Here is a 22284-nt window from a genome sequence, read left to right as displayed (position 1 = left end):
CTAAATTTTTTACGCTTGTATCGCTAATAATTACCAACGGAAAACTGTGGCGCCTTCTTCGGCCGAGCCTACAGTTTGACGCAGAGGCGCAAACAACTCTCTGCCCATACCTTCCTGGCTTGGCGAAAGATCGCACTCAGCATGTTCCCGAGCCTGTAATTCGGCATCGTCAACGTGCACTTGCAACACGCCGTTCTCGGCATCCACCTCAACAATGTCGCCATCGCGTACCAAGCCAATGGGGCCTTTATCCAGGGCTTCTGGAGTCAGGTGAATGGCGGCCGGAATTTTACCGGAGGCACCTGACATTCGACCATCCGTCACCAAAGCCACCTTGTAACCACGGTCTTGCAGCACACCAAGCGGCGGGGTCAGCTTGTGCAGTTCAGGCATACCGCAAGCCTTTGGCCCCTGAAAGCGCACAACCGCCACAAAATCTTTATCCAGCTCACCGGCTTTAAACGCCTGTTGCAGCGCTTCTTGCGTATGGAACACGATGGCAGGGGCTTTTACGTGACGGTGTTCTGGCTTAACGGCCGACACTTTAATCACACAGCGGCCCAGGTTGCCCGTCAGCAACTTCATTCCACCGGTAGGGCTGAACGCCGCTTTCGCTGGGCGAAGCACACCGTCATCCAAGCTATCTTTCGGCGCATCGCGCCATACCAGCTTGTCGTCTTCCAAGAAGGGCTCTTTGGTGTAGGGGTCTAACCCACCCTCGCCCATCACTGTTTTTACATCGTTGTGCAAAATACCGGCATCGCGCAGCTCTCGCATTAAATACCCCATGCCACCCACGGCCTGGAAGCGGTTAATATCCGCCAGTCCGTTGGGGTAGATACGGCACATCAAAGGCACAGCATCGGACAGCTCTGACAGGTCGCGCCAGTCAACCACCACACCCGCAGCACGCGCCATGGCCATCAGGTGAATGGCGTGGTTGGTCGAGCCGCCCGTCGCCAACAAACCCACCATGCCGTTAACCACGGCTTTTTCATCCACCACTTCAGCCATGGGTGTGTAATTGCCGTGGCTGGTGATGCTAGCGAGCTGTTTGACGGCCTCTTCAGTGAGCGCATCGCGAAGCGGCGTACCTGGATTCACAAACGAGCTACCGGGCAGGTGCAGCCCCATAATCTCCATCAGCATCTGATTGGAGTTGGCAGTACCGTAGAAAGTACAGGTGCCTGCACTGTGGTACGAGGCGCTTTCGGCCTCCAGCAGCTCTTTACGCCCCACCTTGCCCTCGGCAAACAATTGGCGTACCCGGACTTTTTCCGCATTGGGCAACCCCGGGGTCATTGGTCCGGCTGGTACAAAAATAATGGGCAATTGACCAAACGATAAAGCACCGATGGTTAAACCGGGAACAATCTTATCGCAGATGCCCAGACACAGCGCACCATCAAACATGTCGTGCGATAGAGCAATAGCGGTAGACATGGCAATTACATCGCGGGAAAACAGCGACAAATCCATACCATCGCGGCCCTGCGTAACGCCGTCACACATGGCCGGAACACCGCCGGCAAACTGGGCGGTCATGCCCACACTATGGGCGGCCTTTTTAATCAAATCCGGATAAGTGTGGTACGGCTCGTGGGCCGAAAGCATTTCGTTGTATGCCGAGACAATGCCCAGGTTAGGCGCATCGCCCTCAGCCAGGGCTTCTTTATCCGATGATCCACAGGCGGCAAAGCCATGGGCCAGGTTACCGCAGGACAAACGTTTACGGGCGGGGCCATTAGAGCGCCCGCGCTCGACTTTGTCCAAGTACGCCTCGCGGGTTGCACGGCTTTTCTCGATTATTCGGTCGGTAATTGCAGCAATTTTGCTATCGGTCATTTCGTTACCACTGATCCAGTATGCTCAGAAATACAAACGGTGAGCTGGTTGTCCCAATCTAGGCCGTTTGTGTGGCTGTAGTGTGTCACTCTCTCCTAAAGTCCATGCAATGTGCATGGAGGCCATGGGGCTTTTCGCTCTAATATGGCCAGACGTTTATAACGCCTTAGACTTTCTCTATCTTGTTATCGGCCGAAAAAATCATCGGCACAAAAACAATAAAACGACACCCCGGCACTGGGCGGTGCCGCGGTATCGCTTTGCGAGGCGCTAACGGCCCCGTTGTGTGCCCTGTATCAGGGTCTCTACGGCCTTACGGCCGTGCATTTTTGTAATATTCTATCAGATTGCGGGTCGAGGCATCATGCTTAGCATCAATTTCGGCGTCGGCCGCCAACTCGGACTGAATACCATTCGCCAGCACTTTCCCTAACTCTACACCCCACTGATCAAACGAGTGCACTTCCCAGATAATGCCCTGGACAAATATTTTGTGCTCATACAAGGCAATCAAAGACCCCAAAGAGCGGGCACTTACCTTCTGCATCAAAATAGTATTGGTGGGGCGATTACCTTCGTGCACCTTATGCGGCACAACCTCTTCAATACGTTCGGGCGACATGCCTTTGGCCGTCAGCTCTTCGCGTACCTGCTCGGCGGTAATACCGCGCATCATAGCTTCCGACTGGGCAAAGAAGTTGGCCATCAACGCATCATGATGGCCTTTTACCGCCAGGCTGGGCTCTACCGAACCGATAAAGTCCGCCGGTACCACTTGAGTCCCCTGATGCAGACACTGGTAAAAAGCGTGCTGGCCGTTGATACCGACTTCACCCCAAATCAGCGGTACGCTGGAATAATCTATACGCTCACCGGCCCAGTTAACACTTTTGCCGTTACTTTCCATTTCGGCCTGCTGCATATAAGCAGGCAAACGATGCAAGCACTGGTCATAGGGCAGCAGCGCATGTGCTTTACGGCCGAGGAAGTTGTTGTTCCACACCCCCATCAGCGCCAGCATAACCGGTGCGTTTTTCGCCAAAGGCGCGGTGCGGAAGTGCTGGTCCATCTCAAAGGCGCCTTCGAGCAGCTCTTCGAAGATTTCAAAGCCCAGGTTCAGAGCGATGGGCAAGCCGATGGCAGACCACAGCGAGAAGCGGCCGCCGACCCAGTCCCACATATCGAAGATATTTTCTTCGGCCACACCAAATTCAGTGGCTTTTTCGCGGTTTGAAGATACGGCGATAAAATGACGGTTAATAAAGCTCTTATCTTTGGCTTTATCCAGAAACCAAGACTCCGCCGAGCGGGCATTGGTCATGGTTTCCAGGGTGGTAAAGGTTTTAGATGCCACCACAAACAAGGTGGTTTCGGGATCGAGATCGCGCAAGGTGTCGGCAATCTGGAAGCCATCTACGTTGGATACATAGTGCACATTCAAACGCCCATCGCCATAGGCAGACAGTGCCTCTGTGACCATCAGAGGGCCAAGGTTAGAGCCACCGATGCCGATGCTGACGACATCGGTCATTTCCTTGCCGGTATAACCACGCCAGTCGCCACTGCGCACCTGCGCCACCAGCGACTTCATCCGCTCCAACTCATGCTTAACTTGGGCGCGAACATCTTCGCCGTCAATTTCCAGCGCCTCACCCGACTGATCGCGCAGCGCGACATGCAATACAGCACGATCTTCAGTACGGTTGATTTTTTCACCGGCAAACATTTTGTCGCGGAAGGATTCTACTTCGCAGGCTTCAGCCAGATCGAGCAGCTTGGTGCGAGTTTCTTCGGTAATCAGGTTTTTGGAGTAATCGAGCAGAATATTGGGGGCTTGGAGGGAAAATTTGGCAAATCGAAGATCATCTTCGTCGAACAAGTCACTCATGTGACGCTTGCTCATTTCGCTCGCATGAGCCTGAAGTGCTTGCCAGGTAGTCAATTCGGTACGGCTGGACATGAGTTACTCCGCATCCTCTATTACAGTCAGTTTTACTGGAACGCACACACTGCCACGCCATTTGGATTCACGCGCCAATCTGGTGCGCCAGACGAGTGTAACCTTTGGTGTTGAACGAGCCGGCCCACGAAGATGCCAACAAAGATGCAGTGCGACGCAAAAAGGCGGCTATCATAGGCACCCGGGGCCTTTGTGTCAATCTGACTCAGCGCTAACGAGCAACTGCTGAGCGCCCCAGGTCGTTGAAATTACAGCAAAACCTTGCTTTCAGCCCTCCCCCTTCCTAACACCTGATAAACCCATTAAGCTAGCGCCATGGCAGACACACACTCACCGACCACCGGCGTACTCGAAGGCTTTTTCGGCCGCAGTTGGAGCTGGGAACAGCGCCTTCGCCTTGCCGCCTTTATGCATAAAGAAGACTTTGACTTTTATCTTTATGCCCCCAAATCCGATGCCCATTTGCGAAACCGCTGGCGCCAAGACTGGCCTGCCGACCAATGGCAAGCACTGAAAAACTTACGCCACACCTATCATTCAGCAGGCATAGCGTTTGGCCTGGGCCTTAGCCCACTGGATTTGTGCACCCCCGAAGGTAAGGCCGACACCAAAGCCTTTAAGGAAAAAATAACGCGCATTAATCAACTCGAGCCAGACTGGCTGGGCTTGTTTTTCGACGATATGCGTGGTGACATCCCAGATCTTGCCGCACGCCAAGCCGAGCTGTCGCATTTTGCGACAACGCATTCCAGCGCTCAGCGCATCATACTATGCCCGACCTATTACTCCACCGACCCAGTGCTGGACAAAGTTTTTGGTGCAAGGCCCAGCAACTACTTGCCACAGCTCGGGCGAGAGCTTGACCCGGCCATTCAAGTTTTCTGGAGCGGCCCTCAAGTCTGCTCCGCAACCTACCCACTGGAGCATCTGCAAGAGATAACACACCTTTTACAGCGTAAGCCCTTTCTGTGGGACAACTACCCGGTTAACGACGGCGCCGTTAAAAGTCAGCACCTTTACTTGAGCCCTCCAGAGGCCAGCCGCTTTGAAAACCAACAGCACATTGAAGGCATAGCGGCCAATCCAATGAATCAATTCGCCCTGTCGCTACCGGCCTTAGCCGGGCTCGCTCAGGGCATAAAATGCCGCGCCCCCGCAACCATCGACACACTGTTAAAAAAGCTCTTCTCTCAGCCGTTGGCGGAATTACTGCGTCAAGACGCACCTTTTTTTGCGAATCACGGCCTTAACGAACTCGACGAGAACGAACGCCAGCGATTACTGCAAAGGTATCGCCCTCATCTCGAAAAAGAAGAGGCGGCGCGAGAAGTAACCGATTGGCTCAACGGTGGCTACACCTTTGATCCCGCCTGCTTAACGGAATAATAATTAAAAGAATGTTAAGAACTCAGGCCACCCCATTGGGCGTGATAGCATGACCCGCTAACTGCCAGACACATGGCAGACACCCCAGACATCAGGAGAGACAATGAAAACACGATCCCTCGGCAACACAGGTTTTAAAATCAGCGAAGTGGGCCTCGGCTGCTGGCAGTTGGGCGGCGACTTCGGTCCCATTGAGCGCAGCAACGTCGACGCCATATTTAACGCAGCCCAAGAAGCCAACATCAATTTTTACGACACCGCCGATGTCTACGGTGCAGGGCAAAGTGAAATTTACGTCGGTGAGCACACTCAAGACCTTAATAACAAACCCTACATTGCCACCAAATACGGACGCGGTGCCGGGACCTACCCCGATGGCTACTCACTGACCGATTTGCGCGATAGCCTTAAGCGCGCCCAGGACCGACTGCAAACCGATTGTATCGATTTAATTCAACTGCACTGCATTCCGACCAAAGTCATGCAACGCGGTGAGATTTTCGACTGGCTGCGCACCGTGCAACAGGAAAAACACGTTCGCTTTTTCGGTGCCAGCGTAGAAACCGTTGAAGAAGGCTTGATTTGCGCCCAACACGACGACTTGAGTTCACTGCAGGTTATTTTTAATATCTTCCGCCAGAAGCTGGTAGAAGAGCTGCTGCCAGTTGCCGATGAGAAAGATATTGGCATTATTGCGCGCCTGCCTCTGGCCAGCGGCCTGCTGAGCGGTAAATTTAAAGCCGACACTCAATTTGATAAAACCGACCATCGCAACTTCAACAAAGACGGTGAAGCTTTTAATGTAGGGGAAACCTTCGCGGGCATTCCTTTTGTAAAAGGCGTTGAGCTAGCCGAGCGAGTAAAAGAGCTAACTCCAGAGGGCTATACCACCGCGCAAATGGCGATGCGCTGGATTCTTGACCACCCTGCCGTCACCACCATTATTCCCGGCGCCAGCCGCGCCGAACAGGTGCTGGAAAACGCCAAGGTCAGCGAACTGCCTTCGCTGCCGCAATCGCTGCACGAAGAGCTCAAGGCGTTTTACCAGCAGGAAGTCGCAGCGCATATTCGTGGCGCATACTAACCCTTAATTTGCTAAAACTGCTTTAGAGGCACCTTATAAAGGTGCCTCTTTTAATCATAACGCCGCCAATCCAGCCCACAGCCTATGAAACTCATCCTGCCCTTGCTTTGCTTTTTTGTCACAGCCTTACACCTTAGAGCAGATGCAGCGCCACTCAGCACAGAAAACACCTACACAGCAGAAAACACACTCAACAAATACATTGATGATTACCCCTTTATCACGCTAGCGAGCATCCAGACACCCAATTCTGTAACCGCGATAAAAAACACACCTTACATCAGTTACGGCGAGCGCACCCTTCAGCTGGATTTGTACACCCCCAACAACAAGACTAATACGTCGCGGCCAGCTGTTGTTTTAGTCCATGGTGGCGGCTGGCAGGCAGGTTATCGCACGCACTTAACCCCCATTGCCATCGAGCTTGCCAAAGCCGGAATTGCCGCAGCCACCATCAGTTACCGTCTTGCACCCGAAGCGCTCTACCCCGCAGCCATCCACGACACCAAAGCCGCCATCCGCTGGCTGCGCAGCCACGCACAAGAGTTTCACATCAACCCACAGCAAATCGCGGTGGCGGGCAGTTCGGCAGGCGGCCAAATCGCCAGTCTCACAGGCGTCACAGCCGGGCTGAACAAGTTCGACCCGCAAGCACAAAACTCGGCCACCTCGTCGGACGCACAATTGATTATCAACATTGACGGACTGTCAGACTTCACTTCTGAAAAAGCGCGGCAATACGAAGATGCACCTCGAGAAACACCATCATCGGCTGTACTTTGGCTGGGCGGGCACTACGCCGAGCAAAAGCAAACCTGGCACGAGGCTTCGCCCATTTATTACGTCAATGAGCATACACCGCCCATTTTGTTTTTAGCCAGCGGCCGCACGCGGTTTTATGTGGGCCGCGATGAAATGATCCGCCGCCTCAGCCAGCACCAGATTCCGTTTAAGGTGGTTACCTTTGAGAATACCCCGCACAGCTTCTGGCTATTTGATCCTTGGGTCAAACCCGCAGCCGAGGCAATGGTCAGTTTTATACGAGAGCACTTTAAGCTTAGTGAAACCGCTGATTGACCGACCAAAGGCAAGGTAAAACAGCTAAAGACCGCCACACCCCCAAGCTGCCTTTGCGATAACTACGAAAAAAGAAAATTCCGCAGCAGGTCTTTACCACCCTCAGTGGCGAAAGATTCTGGGTGAAACTGAATCCCTTCAATAGGATAGTCTTTGTGGCGAACACCCATAATCTCCATGGGCGCACCCCTGGCAACAGCATCGGCAAAGTCAGTAATACCCACTTCGGACACCACCGCCGTTAACGCTAAACAATCGGGCAATGTATTTGGGTCGGCTACCAGCGAGTGGTAGCGCATAATCTCCAAAGACTGGGGCACCTCGGTAAAAACGCCTTTCCCATCATGGTAGATAGGGCTGGTTTTACCATGTACCGGCAACCCCGCCTTGACAACCTTACCGCCAAAGACGTGAGTAATACCCTGCATACCCAAGCAAACACCAAGCAGTGGTATTGTTTTTCCAAGCGTAGCGATTACCTCAGCACACACACCAAAATAGGCTTTATCGTCGGGCGAACCCGGCCCTGGCGAAATAATAATCCGATCCGGCGCCATGGCTTTAACGTCATCCAAGGATATTTCGTTATTGCGCTTTACCACGATTGAAAAGTCACTGACTCCGCCCTTGGCTTTTTCGGCGGTCAGAATTTCGCCCATATACTGGTACAAGTTATAGGTAAAGGAGTCGTAATTATCGATAATTAAAATATTCACTTCAGCACCCCTTAAACCGGTTTAAAACGATCCAGCACCTTTTTAGTGCCGGCAAACTTGCGTTGAATTTCTTGATACTCGTCAGCAGCATTGGAATCGTAAACATTACCGCCACAGGTTTGCACGTAACCGTGCTCCCCATTCACAAACAAAGTTCGAATAGGGATAGCAAAGGTACAGTCGCCATTAAAAGAGAAATGCCCAACCGCTCCGCCGTAGGGGCCACGCCCATCCGACTCCAGATCATCGATAATCTTCATCGCTTCAATTTTTGGAGCACCCGTCAGCGTACCGGCCGGAAAGTTACTGGCCAACGCGCTGAACATATCCTCTGACTCAGACATAATGCCGACAATTTCGCTGGATATATGCTGCACATGGCTGAACCGCTTAATATCCATTAGGTTGCGCACTTTTACCGTACCAAATTGTGCTACACGTCCAATATCATTGCGGTGCAAATCGACAATCATATTGTGTTCTGCAATCTCTTTAGGGTCGTTCAACAGCGTGCGTGCCAACAACTTATCCTCTGCTTCAGTAGCACCACGTTTAGTTGTGCCCGCCAAAGGATAAGTTTCCATTTCTCCCTGACGCAGACGAAACAGCAGCTCGGGGCTGGCACCGATAATTTTCTCTGCACCAAATTTGATGTAATACATTTGCGGTGACGGGTTCACTTCACGCATGGATTCGTAAACACGAATGGTGTCACCCTCAAGCGTAAACAAGGTCTTAAAACCCACTTCGCACTGAAATATTTTGCCCTCGATAATATCCTGCTTAACTTTTTCTACCGCCGCCTCGTGGGCAGCACGATCCATGGTGTCGCCCTTGGGGGTAATGGTTAAATCGCCATCGCCTGGGTAGTCAGCATGAATCAACTCATTCACCAAGGCTTCACGGTTTTCATCGTAGTAAAAGTAGAAAATTTCGTTGGTCATTTTGTCCAGAATCAGGCCGTCTTTATACAAGCCAAATTTGAACGCATCGAAATACTCACTGGACTGGATACTCATGCTCGGCTCAAAATAATTCATACAGTCGTAGCCGATATAACCTGTTAACCCACCGGCATAGCCGCGCGAGATAATGTCCTGCGGCACAATGTCGCGCAGTAAATAGTAGGGGTTTTCGCTGGGATAGCTTTGCGCACTGCCATCTCGTTCAGTAACAGTCAGCGACTTATCACGGGCTGAAAAAATTTGCGCAGGATCAAAACCGATTAGAGAATATCGCGAAATGTGACTTTCTTCGCCCAATGACTCAAGAAAAAAGCAATTGGCGAAGCGCTTTTCAATTTTTTTAAATAGCTGAAAAAAATCGCACTCGGTAGCCAATGTCACATAGCTGGGCTTGCGCGGTATGGATATTTTACTGGGCTTAGTCATAAAACGGCCTTTGCGTTGTTGCGCACCATCACTCAATGCCATCCAGTTTACCCGCCTGCAAAGCGCGCGAACCTCGGGTTACCGTGGCAATTCCCACACCCAAGCGCTTCGCCACCTCGCGCTGCGACACACCGGCTTTTAACAAGCGGGTGATCTGTAAGCGCTGGGAAATGGCATGCAACTCCGCAGGCGTAAGCAAACCCTCCAGAATCCGGCTTAAGTCGGAAGGAGTCTCTGCCCGGTGCAAATAGGCAATCAATTCGTGAAAGTGCTGCTCTTCTGTATTCATGTACTAGTACAATAACAGGCAGGCTCATAAAGTTCAACACAGCCGCCGCAACATTGCGCCAAACGATCAACTTTACGTAATCGGCCTGACCGTTTGCCCTCCACACTACGAACGCAACTTGCAGAGCAAAAACCGTCATAACTTTTAATAAGCCCCGCGCTCCAAGCTGAACAGTAATCCACAGACCTCCAACACAATGAATGAGCGCTCAATTACAAATGACAGCGGTGTCAAATCTGACTGACCAAAATAATTATTGAAACACACCAAAAACACACTTATGTATTACCAGTTTTTATTGCTTGGTCAGTCCAATTAAGGTTAAATAGCCCTATAACGACAGGAGCAATTTCATGGCAAATGCATTTTACGGACAGTCTGGCGGCCCCGCTGCGGTATTCAATTCGACCGCAGTCGCGGTCATTGAAACCGCGCGCGAATACCCGGGCATCTTCGATAGAGTGTACGTGGGCCGCAACGGTATACTCGGCGCGCTGCACGAGAATCTGATCGATATAACCGACGAGTCTGCAGAAAGCCTGAATGCCCTCGCCCACACGCCGGGGGCCGCGTTTGGCTCGTGCCGGCATAAATTGCAAAACCCCAATGTTGAGCACGATGAGTATCAGCGCTTGATTGATGTGTTTCAGGCCCACGATATCCGCTTCTTTTTTTACAACGGCGGCGGCGACTCACAAGACACCACTCGGAAAATCGCTCACGCGGCAGAACTGGTGGGGTATGACCTCACCTGTATAGGCATTCCCAAAACCATCGACAACAATTTACCCGCAACCGATTGCTGCCCGGGGTTTGGCTCAGCAGCAAAATACGTAGCGGTTTCCGCCCTGGAGGCCTCCTTCGACGTAGCCTCCATGCACCAAACGTCTACCAAAGTGTTTGTGATGGAGGTCATGGGCCGTCAAAACGGCTGGATTGCTGCCGCCTCTGCTCTCGCCTGCGATGAGCGTGGCCTCGGGCCAGACATTGTTTTGGTGCCGGAAATCGCGTTTGAGCGGGAAAAGTTTCTGGAAAAGGTTAAACAGGTAGTAGCGAAAAAAGGCTTTTGCGTCGTGGTAACCGCTGAAGGCATTCGTGACAGCGATGGCAATTACCTTTCCGTTGTCGAAACCCAGGACGCCTTTGGGCACGGCCAGCTAGGCGGCGTTGCACCACGCTTGGTTGAAGACATCAAAACGGCATTCAACTACAAATGCCACTGGAGCGTTTGCGACTATTTACAGCGCGCAGCTCGCCACATTGCATCGCAAACCGATATCGATCAGGCCCGTGCGGTAGGCAAAGCCGCCGTCGAGTACGCCGTAAAAGGCCTGCAATCCGTTATGCCCGCCATCGTGCGTACTCAGTCGGTGCCGTATCAGTGGCACATCGAGCCGGTGCACATTTCCCAGGTCGTAGGCGGTGAGAAAAATATGCCGCGTCAGTACATGAGCAAAGACGGCTTCAGACTCACCCAGGCGGGGCGAGATTACTTTGCCCCCCTGATTGCGGGAGAAGCCTATCCACCCTACGAGGCGGGCCTGCCCCACTACTCAAGCCATCGTTTTCGCTTAGTGGAGCGCAAGCTGCCGGAGTATTTCGGCGGTACCACTCAGCGCCGCATTGCAGAGCCCGTATAACGCTACTCTCGCAAAGCTTTAACCGCGCAACGAAAACCACAGATTTATAACCACAGAGTCGCATACCGACCAACACAAGCCACAGGAAGTGGCTCAGAGAGACACGCTAAAGTCCGCCGCAATCGGCGCCGCACATTGGCCGCCCAGCGATTGCCGCGCATAAGCCCGACCCTCAGGAGTGAGGCTAAGGCGACATCACTTTACTGCGACAAAACTCGCACGCACAGGACTATAGAGACATGACAGACGTACAAGCCCTTTTGGGTTCAGAAGCCGAATACCTGCTTGATCATCAATGCAAAGGCTTTTCTGCGGAGCAACTGCACCTGCCCAGCCCCACTTACGTGGACGATGTGCTGAGCCTGACCGACCGCCCCAACCAAGTACTGCGCAACTATCAGCAGCTATTGGACGCCGGCCGCATGGGAGGCAGTGGCTATGTATCCATTCTGCCCGTCGACCAGGGCATTGAGCACTCTGCAGGCGCCAGCTTTGCCCCCAACCCCATTTACTTTGACCCTGAGAACATTGTCCGCCTCGCTATTGAAGGTGGCTGTAATGGTGTTGCCTCAACTCTTGGGGTACTTGGCGCAGTATCGCGTCGCTACGCCCATAAAATTCCGTTCATTGTCAAAATCAACCACAATGACGCTCTGGTTCACCCAACCGATTACGACCAACGCATGTTTGCCAACGTGCGTCAGGCCTACGACATGGGCGCCGTAGGCATTGGCGCGACCATCTACTTTGGCTCAGAAACCTCGCGCCGTCAGCTGGAAGAAATTTCGGAAGCCTTCGCCGAGGCCCATCGTCTGGGTATGGTCACCATTTTATGGTGTTACCTGCGCAACAGCGCCTTCAAGACCGACGATAAAGACCACCACATTTCTGCCGACCTGTCTGGTCAGGCCAACTATTTAGGGGTCACCATCGAAGCGGACATCATCAAACAAAAAATGCCGGAAATTAACGGCGGCTTTTACGATGTGCCCGTGGGCAAAACCCACCCTAAAGTGTACAGCGAACTGTCCAGTGACCACCCTATCTGCCTGACCCGCTACCAGGTAGCCAACTGTTATCTGGGCCGCATCGGCTTGATCAACTCTGGCGGCGCCTCAGGCGAAAACGACCTGATTCAGGCCGTGCGCACAGCGGTCATCAACAAACGCGCGGGCGGTATGGGCCTGATTAGCGGCCGCAAAGCCTTCCAAAAACCTTTTGCAGAAGGCGTTGCGCTGCTGCACGCCACTCAAGATGTTTATTTGGATAAGTCAGTAACCCTGGCCTAAGCGTCATAAGCCCGCCCCCGGCGGCGGGCTTTTTCACCCATAAAAACAGTAACAACACTCCCCATTAATGCTTTGTCGCATTAGCAAAATCATCGATAAATAGCCAGGACGCCCGCCCCTGACTGACCAAATCATCAAATGGTATAACCAAACATTGAATTTCTGGCGCAAATATGTAACTATCCGGTAAAAATTGGTAATACCAAACAAAAGATCACTAATAACGTATAAAAATGGAGAACGATCATGCCGAAGTACCGTTTGCTCCCCTTCATGGTTGCCATGTTATCGGCGGGTCAGCTGCAAGCGCAGCAAGCCCCCGCTGATAATGACAACGAGCCGCAAGAGGCTCTGGAAGAAATTGTGATTCAGGGGGTTCGCCAAGCCGAACTTAACGCCCTGGAGCAAGAACGCAACAAAGACACCTTCAGCTCAATTATCGCTACCGATGACATGGGCAACTTTGCCGATCAGAACGTGGCCGAATCTCTGCAACGCTTACCTGGTGTAACCCTGCAAAAAAGCGAAGGCGAAGGTAAATTCGTCAACGTGCGCGGCCTTGGCCCCGGTTTTGTTTCGGTGAGCATGAACGGTAACGAGCTGGCCTCCGCCGGTGCTGATGACCGTTCGGTTGCCCTGGATGCCCTGCCCAGCGATATGCTGAGCTCGATTGAGGTGATTAAATCCCTTACCCCGGACATGGATCTGAACTCCATCGGCGGTACTGTCAATGTAAATACCATTTCGGCTTTTGATCGCAAGGCCGACACTTTGAAAGTAAAAGTGCAAGGTAACTACCAATCGTATAAAGAAGAGCTCAACCCGAAAGTATCGCTGAACGGTACACACCTGTTCGCCGACGACACAATCGGTATTGGCTACTCGCTGTCTTACGAAGATCGCTCCACCGTGGTGTATCAGGTACAACACCACTCCGATTCTCTGCCACGCTACATCACCCCCGATGTCAGCACCTTGCCGGAAGAATACCAAGGCGATCCAAACCTGATTCCATTTCGCTACGAAGCGCGTCAGGAAGATGCCGAAAGAACGCGCACCTCTGGCTCGTTTGATTTTGGCTGGCGCCCCAACGAAGACTCCGAGTATTTCGCCAAAGTCAGCTACACCCAATACGATGATTTGGATGTCGCCATGCGTGAATACTATCGCTTTGGGCAAGCAGGCTCGGGCGATATCGTCTACACCGACAACAATTCGGGGCTGTTTGGTTTGGTAGACACCGACCTGCAGCAGCAGTTCTTTATTCAAGACGGCACCAGCGAAACCATCGCGTTCTCTCTGGGCGGTAAAAACCACTTCGGCGACGGCTGGAGCATAGAGTACGACTACGCACACTCCGAAGGCGACTGGAGCAAACCGGATGGCCGCCGGGTGCAATTCCGTGCCCGCGACCTGCCCATGCTGGGCGTTGCAGGCCCCGGTTATATTCTCGGCCAAGTGGTGTCTCCCGACGTACTTGAAGCACTTAGCGGTTCATCTACCCTACCCCAGTCCGGTGGCTACGGTGGCTTGAACGGTTATCAAGAGAATGAGCGTCGTCAGGAAAATTTGCTCTACGATAATATTTTTATTGAAGACAGCTTCCGTAACGACACACTGGATCAGGCGAAGATCGATTTCAAAAAAGAGTTTGCTGACAGCGATTTTATTAACTACATCAAATTCGGCGGCACCATCAAAGAACGCCAGCGCGATCGCAACAAAGACCGCTGGAGTGTAGTGCCCGGTGATTACACCAATGGCTGTGAAGGCGATGAAGAATGTTTGCAATTAGCGGGCGCCCGCCTTGGCGACTTTGCAACGTTTGCTCCGGATCATCCAGACATTCAACACGATTTTATTACTTACAGTGAAGCCGAACGCTTACTGGACATCACCACGCCCATTGCTAAATACACGGACCCCTTGCGCACCGGCCAGGACAGTGTGAAAGACGATTACACCCTGACCGAAGACACAGCGGCCGCCTACCTGATGGGTGAATTCCAACTGAGCGAAAATCAATCGTTGATCGCCGGTGTGCGCTGGGCGCAAACTGAATTCGCCTCTACCGGTAATCTTTCCATTCGCAACGATCGCTTTGAAGTGGCGAACGAGGCAAGCGTTCTGGATATTGCCGTACCCATGCAGGGCGCCAGCAGTTCTTACGACGACTTCTTCCCCAGTCTGCACTACCGTTACGAACCTCGTGAAGATATTTTAGTACGCGCCGCGCTGTGGACCAGCTTCACCCGACCTTCGTTTAACGAAGCGCGCGCCTATGCCGATTTCTCTGGCCGTATCCGTGTGTGTAACGACATAGAAGGCAGCGCCAACTACGGTGAATGCAGTGACAACCCTACAGACATTGGCGCCCAGTCGCTGGATGACCTGTCATCGTCAACGCAAAACTTTTACGTCAGCCCGGATAACGTCATTAACTTGGGTAATCCAACGTTAACCGCCATGACATCCATGAACCTGGACACCTCTATCTCATGGTACGCCAGCGATGACTTGTACTTCCAGGCCGCACTTTTCTACAAAGACATCTCCGACTTTATTGTCGATGTCAGCGGCGTGGCTATGTCGTTTGAAGACATGCCGGTGCAAATCCCTGTAGACCAGGTGAGCGAGTTTTACTTTCCCCCTGGCCAGGTGTATGACGACGTCAACCTGACGACTAACGGTGACCAAGCCAAGGTGTACGGTGTTGAACTGTCTTACTCGCAGTACTTTGAAACGGGCCTGTTTGTGCAAAGCAACATGACCCTGATTGACAGCACCGCGAACGTAGGCGACACCATTCGCGTTGAAGAGATTCAGCTGCCCAATCAGGCAGACACCACCGTTAACCTGACCCTCGGTTGGGAAAACGATTATCTCTCTATGCGCGTTATCGGCAACTACCGTAGCAAAGTGCTTGAGCGTATCGGCTCCTGCTCGCAGGCGGACATAGACGCCGACGCGATCAGCGGCATTCCCGAAAACTGCGCCACCTGGTCTGACATTTACGATGACGACACCTTGGGCATCGACTTTAAAGCGACGTATCAATTTAACGACGATATTCAGTTTTACTTCGACGCCCTCAACCTGAGTGAAGATAAAAGCTTCAAATACTTCACCGGTAACAACTACTCGCGCGGCAACATGCTGTACGAGTCAGAAGACTTCGGTACGTCTTACCAACTGGGCGTAAACATTCAGTTTATGTAAACCAACGCATACCAAAACCGGGCGCGAAGGCGCCCCACATAGAATCTAAAATAACGAAGGTAGGTCTTTATGAACACTAAGCTCAAGCTATTAAGCTCTCTGATCATAGCAAGCAGCGTAGTCGTCGGTTGCGGTAGCGAACCCGACTCCAGCGCACCCGACATTATTATCGATATCGAAGTGCCGGACACCGGTGGCGGTGACGGCGGTGGTGATGGCGGCAGCGATCTGCCCGAAATCACCAACACTGATTTACCCATCATTGAAGACTTTGGCGCAAACGATACACAGGGATTTTTCAGCGCCGACTATCGCGCTTTGGCCAGCGACGCTGAAGAAGACGAAGACGCGTTCTTCTATTCCATGGCCGGTGTGTTTATGGATGACGGCAGTGTGGATGTGGAAGGCGGTAACTGGATCACCGCTGACCCGGACCAAAAAATGCGCTTAGGTGATGCCCGTTTTACCATCGCGCAAACCGTTTCACCTCTGGCGGGTGATGTTGCCGACCCACGCAAAAATTCAACCCCCGGTGACGGCATTGATGAAGGCTTGAGTTGGGGTGAGCTGGACTTAAGCCGCGACTACAAAATTTCGTTCTGCGTGGTGGCGCGCCCCGACACAGCAAGCTCCAGCGACTTCCAAATTTACGTCGACAACAACACCACCGGTGAAGCCAACTCCATTCACGGTGGCGGTAATGTCGGCTCGCGTATTTTCAATCAACCGGTAAACACTTTAGTGCCAGGCCAACGCGTAGAAATTAATATTCCCGGCAACACCACCTTGCAAAAAGGCGGCGAGCTTGTAGGCTCTAAACCAGAACTCGTAGGCACCGAAAACTCGTTTATCTCCATGCGTGTATCCAGCGGCGGCTGGACTGTATTTGATGATTTGGTTATCGAGTATCAGGACGATGTGGGTAACAACCCGCAGCCCGACTGCTCAACCAAAGACTCTAACTACAAGCTGGTAAACCCCGCTACCGGCGGTGATGACAACAACGCCCCAGAGCCCGAAATTGAAGGCATCCCCTTCGGTGGTCTGCCATTGACCGTAGATCTGTCCAGCGATGCCGATACCCTGTTCGGCGAAAACGACGAGGCGGAGTTCCTGTCGATCTCCACCGATCGCACCGACCCTTTCTACAAGGTCACCAGCGGCAGCAGCCGTATTACCATCGAAAACAACGCGCTCAGCCTAAACAACGCGCGCTTTACCATAGGCGACAAAGGTACACCGACAGCCGAAGGTGTTGCGCCAAGCGGTGATATGGACTTCTCGGCGCCCTACCGTATTCGTATGACAGTGACGGACTTTACCAGCGCCGATCCGGCCGATCCGGGTAAATTCCAGGTGTATATCGACAATAACACCACCAGCTCTGGCAACTCATTGCACGGCGGCGATTCCAAAGTCTCTGAGCTGACTCCCGAAGATATTATCTTGCCCTACGAGCTTGTGCTGGAGCCCGAGTTTGGCACCGCCAACTCGTTCATCCAAATTCGCGCCGACAGCCGCGTGGGTAATCTGACCCTTGAGAACATCACTTTTGAGTATCTCGACGGTGCCCCGGGCTCCGACGCCGAGTGGACTCCCAGCACCTTGAACATGGCCGGCGAATCCGATATTGCCCCCTCTGGTGAGCTGACCGAGAATGAAGCCTTCTCGGCCACTTTAACCGCCACCGGCGGCAACATGTCATCATCTAACCACAACCTGTTCTTCGCCCATCAAATGGTCGAGATGAGTGACTTTATGTTCACCGCCCAAATTACCGATGTACAAGGCGCGAATGTGGGAGCAGGCAATGCCTACCGCTTTGGCATTATGATCATGGAAAACCTTGATCCGGTCAGTGAGTTTGCCGACCTGCCCGGTTGGGCTGACGCTGGTTTTTACGTGGACGGAGAACCGGCACAACTGGTTGGTTCACGTGCGCAGATGAAACCCAGCGGTAGCCGTTCGCGCTCAGACATTGGCGAGCTTGAGGTTGGAGATTACGTACGCATTGAAATCTACGACGACGGGGATGTAAAACGCCTGAAGCGTTACTACTCGAAAGACGGTATCGACTTTGTGCAAGCCAACAGCACCAGCGACTTTAAAGCCACACCCGACAGCGACAGCTGGTACGTAGGGCTTTACGCGGCGCCCGGTGAAAACAACATCACCGTGTCCTTCGACAACATCAGTATCGAAGAAATCGTTGAGTAAGGTTGATAACGCAGTGGCAACAGCCACTGCGTTATCTTTTTGTTCTCAATAAACGCTGTATCCCATTAATACGAGACAAATTATGAAAGCAGTATCCTACTCCAGCCTGTTGGTACTGAGCGCATTTCTGGCCGCTTGTGGTGGTTCTGATGACCCCACCACCGGCAGCGACCCTACCTATCCCGATAACGGCTCGTCCAGCTCTTCAAGCAGCTCGGTTGCCAGTAGCGAAAGCTCTTCCTCACAGGTGTCTTCGTCCAGTTCATCCGTGGCAAGCCACTGTGAACAAATGAACACCGTAGTTGGTTTTGCAAGCCTTGGCGGCGGCACCACTGGCGGTGCGGGCGGCAGCAGTGTCACCGTTACTACAGGCGCCGAGCTTGCTCAGGCTCTCGCGGGCAAAGGCGCAGACCCGCTGACCATTTTTGTCGATGGCACCATTAACCCGGACAACTCCAATACCGACAAATTCGACGTTAAAGATATGTCGGATGTGTCCATTATTGGTGTGGGAGACAACGCCCTGCTGGATGGCATTGGGATTAAGGTTTCCGATGCGACAAATATTATTATCCGCAACCTGATCATTCGCTATGTCGACATCGGTGAGAAAGACGGTATCAGCCTGGAAGGACCTGCCAGCAATATTTGGATTGATCACAATGAAATCTACAACACCTTAGATTCCGACAAAGACTATTACGACGAGCTGGTGAGCGGTAAACGCGATGTGGATAATGTCACCATTTCGTACAACTACCTGCACGACAGCTGGAAAACCTCCCTGTGGGGCAGCAGCGATGAAGACAATGCCCACCGCCGTATTACTTTCTATGCCAACTTCTGGGAAAACGCCAGCTCGCGCATGCCGTTGTTTCGCTATGGTGAAAGCCATATTCTCAATAACTACTATAAAAACGTCTCATCTACCGCAATCAACTCGCGCATGGGGGCCAACATCCGTGTAGAAGGCACCGTGTTTGAAAATGTGAAAAACCCCATCGTCAGCTTTTACTCTAGTGAAGTGGGCTATTGGGACTTGGCCGATAACATTTACAACAACATCAGTTGGAGCACACCAAGTGGCAGCGACATTATTGCCGGTCCCGGTACCGACTTAGAGTCTACGGTCAGTTATACCCCAGAGTACGAATACACCGCCATGCCCGCCAGCGACGTGGTGGAGCACCTCACCGCCTATGCAGGCAGCGGAAAAATTAACGATTGTCTGTAGCGCCCTGACCTTCTCTCCTCCTGTTTCTATGCTCAGAAACACTTCGGCGGGCATTGCCCGCCGCTTTTTTTATCAGCACGACTATTTTGCAAGAGCTACAGCAGACTTTGTAAAACCGTTAACCCCTCGCCTCCTTACCTCACAGCAACACCACTCAAAAAACCATAAGCCACTGTTTTAAAACACTTTTTCAAAACTGGCACGCTCATCGCTATAGTCTAGACAAGTCAGCAGGAAACAGAGCGCCACGCTCACCACATCCTGCTTAGCATTAACGAGGACGCAAAGCATGATCAACACATTTAAAGCCATAGAAGTATTAGGACAAGAAGTTTACGTCATGCTTTTCGCCACCCAAGACAGATCACCCTCGTTGGGCCACCCCATGGCCCCTTTTTATACCCTTCGATGACAGCCACAGCCGTGGCTACATCACCCTCCCCCCTTGGGCCGCTTATGCGGCCCCTTTTTTATGGGGAACTCCCTAAAACCCAAGGTCACTTTTGCTAACTGAGCCGCAACAACGGGCTCCAGCAGGCTTTGTGACAAAAGGCAGATAGACAATCAACCAAGCAACTGCTAGTTTGAATAAACCTATCAGTTGCCGACTAAAAGGAGCTATTGGCAATGAAGCGCGCACTTTCCTCCCTAACCTTATTTATAACTGCCGCCACCGCTACTGGCGTTGCTTACGCAGGCTCGGACAGCGGTATTTATATCGGCGGCTCTATGGGTAACGCAGAGCTGAGCTTTGATGATGATTTAGCGGACATCGGTCGTATTGATTTTGATGACGACGATACCGGCTACAAACTTTTTGCTGGCTATAATTTTGGCTTAGTGCCACTTTTGGATCTGGCCGTTGAAGGGGGCTATATTGATTTTGGCTCACAAAACGATCTGAATACCAAAATCGACGTCAATGGTTGGAATCTATCAGGGCTGGTTGGCGTTAACCTCGGCCCCGTTGGCTTATTCGGTAAGGCGGGCTTTATCGACTGGGACAGTGATATTGAGAACGTATCTTTGAACACTTCAGATTCCGGTACAGACCCAGCCTACGGTTTAGGTGCCAAATTCCATTTAGGCTCTTTTGGGATTCGCGCCGAGTATGAAATTTTTGAGGCAAACCAAGCCGATATTGATTTCTACTCGATTGGCGCTTCGGTGACTTTTTAGTTACCTACACCCAAACAGAAGACTAAAAAAGCGTGGGATTCCCCACGCTTTTTTATTTCACAGTTAATCAACCGTAAGCATCTCTCTAACCCGCTTTTGCTAAACCGACCGTTTCATCATCCGACACGGACTCACGAATCAGATAATCAAACGCAGCCAATGCAGCAGTAGCGCCTGCGCCCATGGAGATCACAATCTGCTTATAGGGCACGGTGGTCGCATCGCCTGCAGCAAACACACCGGGTATAGACGTTGCCCCGCGAGCGTCAATTTCAATTTCACCGCGACTGGTTAACTGCAGCTCTGAGTCTTTAAGCCATTCGGTATTGGGCACCAAACCAATTTGCACAAACACACCGGCAAGTTCAATTTTCTTGGCCTGACCGCTAACGCGATCCAGGTACTCAAGTGCGGTCACTTTTTTACCATCGCCTAAAACTTCCGTGGTTTGTGCATTAGCAATAATGTCCACATTGGGCAGCGAACGCGCTTTTTTCTGCAATACTTCATCAGCACGAAGCGTATCGGCAAACTCCAATACGGTAACGTGTTTTACGATACCGGCCAGATCAATGGCCGCTTCTATACCCGAGTTACCACCACCAATCACCGCCACAGATTTACCCTTAAAGAAGGGGCCATCGCAATGCGGGCAATAGGCAACACCGCGGGTGCGATATTCTTCTTCGCCAGGCACGCCAAGCTCACGCCAGCGAGCGCCCGTGGCAAGAATCACCGAACGGCTGGATAAAGTCGCGCCGCTCTCGGTACTAAGCTCAATCATTTGCTTGCGCTGGATGTCGGCCACACGCTCAGCGGTAATAATATCCACACCGTATTCTTTAACGTGCTGTTCAAGCCCAGCGGCCAGCTTTGGGCCTTCGGTGTAAGGCACAGAGATAAAGTTTTCGATGCCAACGGTATCCATCACCTGGCCACCAAAGCGCTCAGCCAACAGTGCTGTACGTATACCTTTACGCGCCGCGTAAATGGCCGCTGCCGCGCCCGCGGGCCCACCGCCCACAACTAATACATCGTAAGGATCACGCTCGCTGAGTTCGGCCGCCTTATCTTCTGCGCCCGAGGTATCCAATTTGGCGACAATTTCTTCCAGCGTCATTCGGCCCTGGCCAAAGTGTTCGTCATTCAAATATACAGCGGGCACCGCCATAATGCTGCGCTCTTCCACCTCTTTTTGAAACAGCGCGCCGTCAATCATCGTATGGCTAATGGACGGATTCACTGCAGCCATCAAGTTAAGCGCCTGCACAACATCCGGGCAGTTTTGGCAGGACAAAGACACATAGGTCTCAAACTGCAATGGGCCTTTGAGTGTGCGAATTTGTTGCAGCAAAGCCTCTTCGGCTTTTGCTGGGTAGCCACCCGTTTGCAACAGAGCCAATACCAGCGAGGTAAATTCGTGGCCCAAGGGAATGCCGGCAAAGATCACTCGCGGTGCTTCGCCCGCTTTGGCAATTCCCATACTGGGCGAGCGCCCGGCGGCTTGATAAGTTAATTGTATTTTCTCCGACAGCGCTGCAATTTCGGTTGCCAAGGCGCTCAGTTCGCGCGCTTTCTCGCTATCGTCCATGGACACACACAGCTCGATCGGCTCGGCAATCTTCTGCAGGTAGGTGTCCAATTGTTGTTTAATCGATGCATCCAACATATGCGTGCCTTAAAAATTCGGGTCAAAAAAAGCCGGCCTAAGCCGGCAACTTGGGGGAGCTAGTGCCCTGCACTAAAAAGCGCAGGGCA

General features: G+C 52.3%; 15 protein-coding genes. 9 read left to right on the top strand and 6 right to left on the bottom strand.

What is annotated here, in order from left to right; genetic code table 11:
- Positions 1-30 precede the first annotated feature (30 nt).
- On the bottom strand, positions 31-1845 hold the full coding sequence (gene edd / locus D568_RS0109325; protein ID WP_020209331.1) for a phosphogluconate dehydratase: 1815 nt from the start codon (positions 1843-1845) through the stop codon (positions 31-33).
- A 313-nt stretch (positions 1846-2158) separates the two neighbouring features.
- Positions 2159-3805, bottom strand: a complete 1647-nt coding sequence (gene pgi, locus D568_RS0109320) for a glucose-6-phosphate isomerase (protein WP_020209330.1) — start codon at positions 3803-3805, stop codon at positions 2159-2161.
- 315 nt (positions 3806-4120) lie between these two features.
- Here pgi and D568_RS0109310 point away from each other — a divergent pair, with 315 nt between their 5' ends.
- The 3 genes from D568_RS0109310 (at position 4121) to D568_RS0109300 (ending at position 7352) form a co-directional block, all read left to right on the top strand.
- A complete protein-coding gene (locus D568_RS0109310) occupies positions 4121-5191 on the top strand; it encodes a beta-N-acetylglucosaminidase domain-containing protein (RefSeq protein WP_020209328.1) in 1071 nt (356 codons plus the stop codon).
- A gap of 103 nt (positions 5192-5294) precedes the next feature.
- Positions 5295-6275 (top strand): aldo/keto reductase, encoded by a 981-nt coding sequence (locus tag D568_RS0109305; protein ID WP_020209327.1) that lies wholly within the window; start codon positions 5295-5297, stop codon positions 6273-6275.
- An 84-nt stretch (positions 6276-6359) separates the two neighbouring features.
- Positions 6360-7352, top strand: coding sequence for an alpha/beta hydrolase (locus D568_RS0109300; protein ID WP_020209326.1), 993 nt, complete (start codon positions 6360-6362; stop codon positions 7350-7352).
- Between the two features lie 62 nt (positions 7353-7414).
- On the opposite strand, the gene D568_RS0109295 is transcribed toward D568_RS0109300, so the two are convergent.
- Genes D568_RS0109295 through D568_RS0109285 form a run of 3 tightly spaced genes read right to left on the bottom strand, consistent with a single transcriptional unit; the run spans position 7415 to position 9748 of the window.
- Positions 7415-8068 carry an anthranilate synthase component II gene (locus tag D568_RS0109295; protein ID WP_020209325.1) on the bottom strand — a complete coding sequence of 218 codons (654 nt, stop codon included), beginning with the start codon at positions 8066-8068 and terminating at the stop codon, positions 7415-7417.
- A gap of 11 nt (positions 8069-8079) precedes the next feature.
- Complete coding sequence (locus D568_RS0109290; protein WP_020209324.1) at positions 8080-9501, bottom strand: anthranilate synthase component I family protein; 1422 nt, start codon at positions 9499-9501, stop codon at positions 8080-8082.
- Complete coding sequence (locus D568_RS0109285) at positions 9488-9748, bottom strand: Trp family transcriptional regulator (protein ID WP_020209323.1); 261 nt, start codon at positions 9746-9748, stop codon at positions 9488-9490. Before D568_RS0109285 ends, D568_RS0109290 begins: the two co-directional genes overlap by 14 nt.
- Positions 9749-10101: 353 nt before the next feature.
- Between D568_RS0109285 and D568_RS0109280 the strand changes: the two genes are divergently transcribed.
- From D568_RS0109280 to D568_RS0109255, 6 genes are all read left to right on the top strand, one after another.
- Positions 10102-11388, top strand: a complete 1287-nt coding sequence (locus tag D568_RS0109280) for a 6-phosphofructokinase (RefSeq protein ID WP_020209322.1) — start codon at positions 10102-10104, stop codon at positions 11386-11388.
- 239 nt (positions 11389-11627) lie between these two features.
- Positions 11628-12677: a class I fructose-bisphosphate aldolase gene (locus D568_RS0109275; protein WP_020209321.1), complete on the top strand. Its 1050-nt coding sequence runs from the start codon at positions 11628-11630 to the stop codon at positions 12675-12677.
- A 246-nt stretch (positions 12678-12923) separates the two neighbouring features.
- A complete protein-coding gene (locus tag D568_RS0109270) occupies positions 12924-15896 on the top strand; it encodes a TonB-dependent receptor (protein ID WP_020209320.1) in 2973 nt (990 codons plus the stop codon).
- A 69-nt stretch (positions 15897-15965) separates the two neighbouring features.
- Positions 15966-18113 (top strand): DUF1349 domain-containing protein, encoded by a 2148-nt coding sequence (locus D568_RS0109265; protein WP_020209319.1) that lies wholly within the window; start codon positions 15966-15968, stop codon positions 18111-18113.
- Between the two features lie 82 nt (positions 18114-18195).
- Entirely contained in the window at positions 18196-19347 is a 1152-nt protein-coding gene (locus D568_RS0109260) for a pectate lyase family protein (RefSeq protein WP_020209318.1), read from the top strand.
- A 627-nt stretch (positions 19348-19974) separates the two neighbouring features.
- Positions 19975-20526: a porin family protein gene (locus tag D568_RS0109255; protein WP_020209317.1), complete on the top strand. Its 552-nt coding sequence runs from the start codon at positions 19975-19977 to the stop codon at positions 20524-20526.
- An 85-nt stretch (positions 20527-20611) separates the two neighbouring features.
- On the opposite strand, the gene ahpF is transcribed toward D568_RS0109255, so the two are convergent.
- Positions 20612-22195 (bottom strand): alkyl hydroperoxide reductase subunit F, encoded by a 1584-nt coding sequence (gene ahpF, locus D568_RS0109250; protein WP_020209316.1) that lies wholly within the window; start codon positions 22193-22195, stop codon positions 20612-20614.
- Positions 22196-22284 lie beyond the last annotated feature (89 nt).

Origin of the sequence: Gilvimarinus chinensis DSM 19667, from assembly GCF_000377745.1 — a bacterium.
Taxonomy (GTDB): Bacteria; Pseudomonadota; Gammaproteobacteria; order Pseudomonadales; family Cellvibrionaceae; genus Gilvimarinus; species Gilvimarinus chinensis.
Note: the sequence above shows the minus strand (reverse complement) of the source record. Positions and strands in the feature narration are given on the sequence as shown.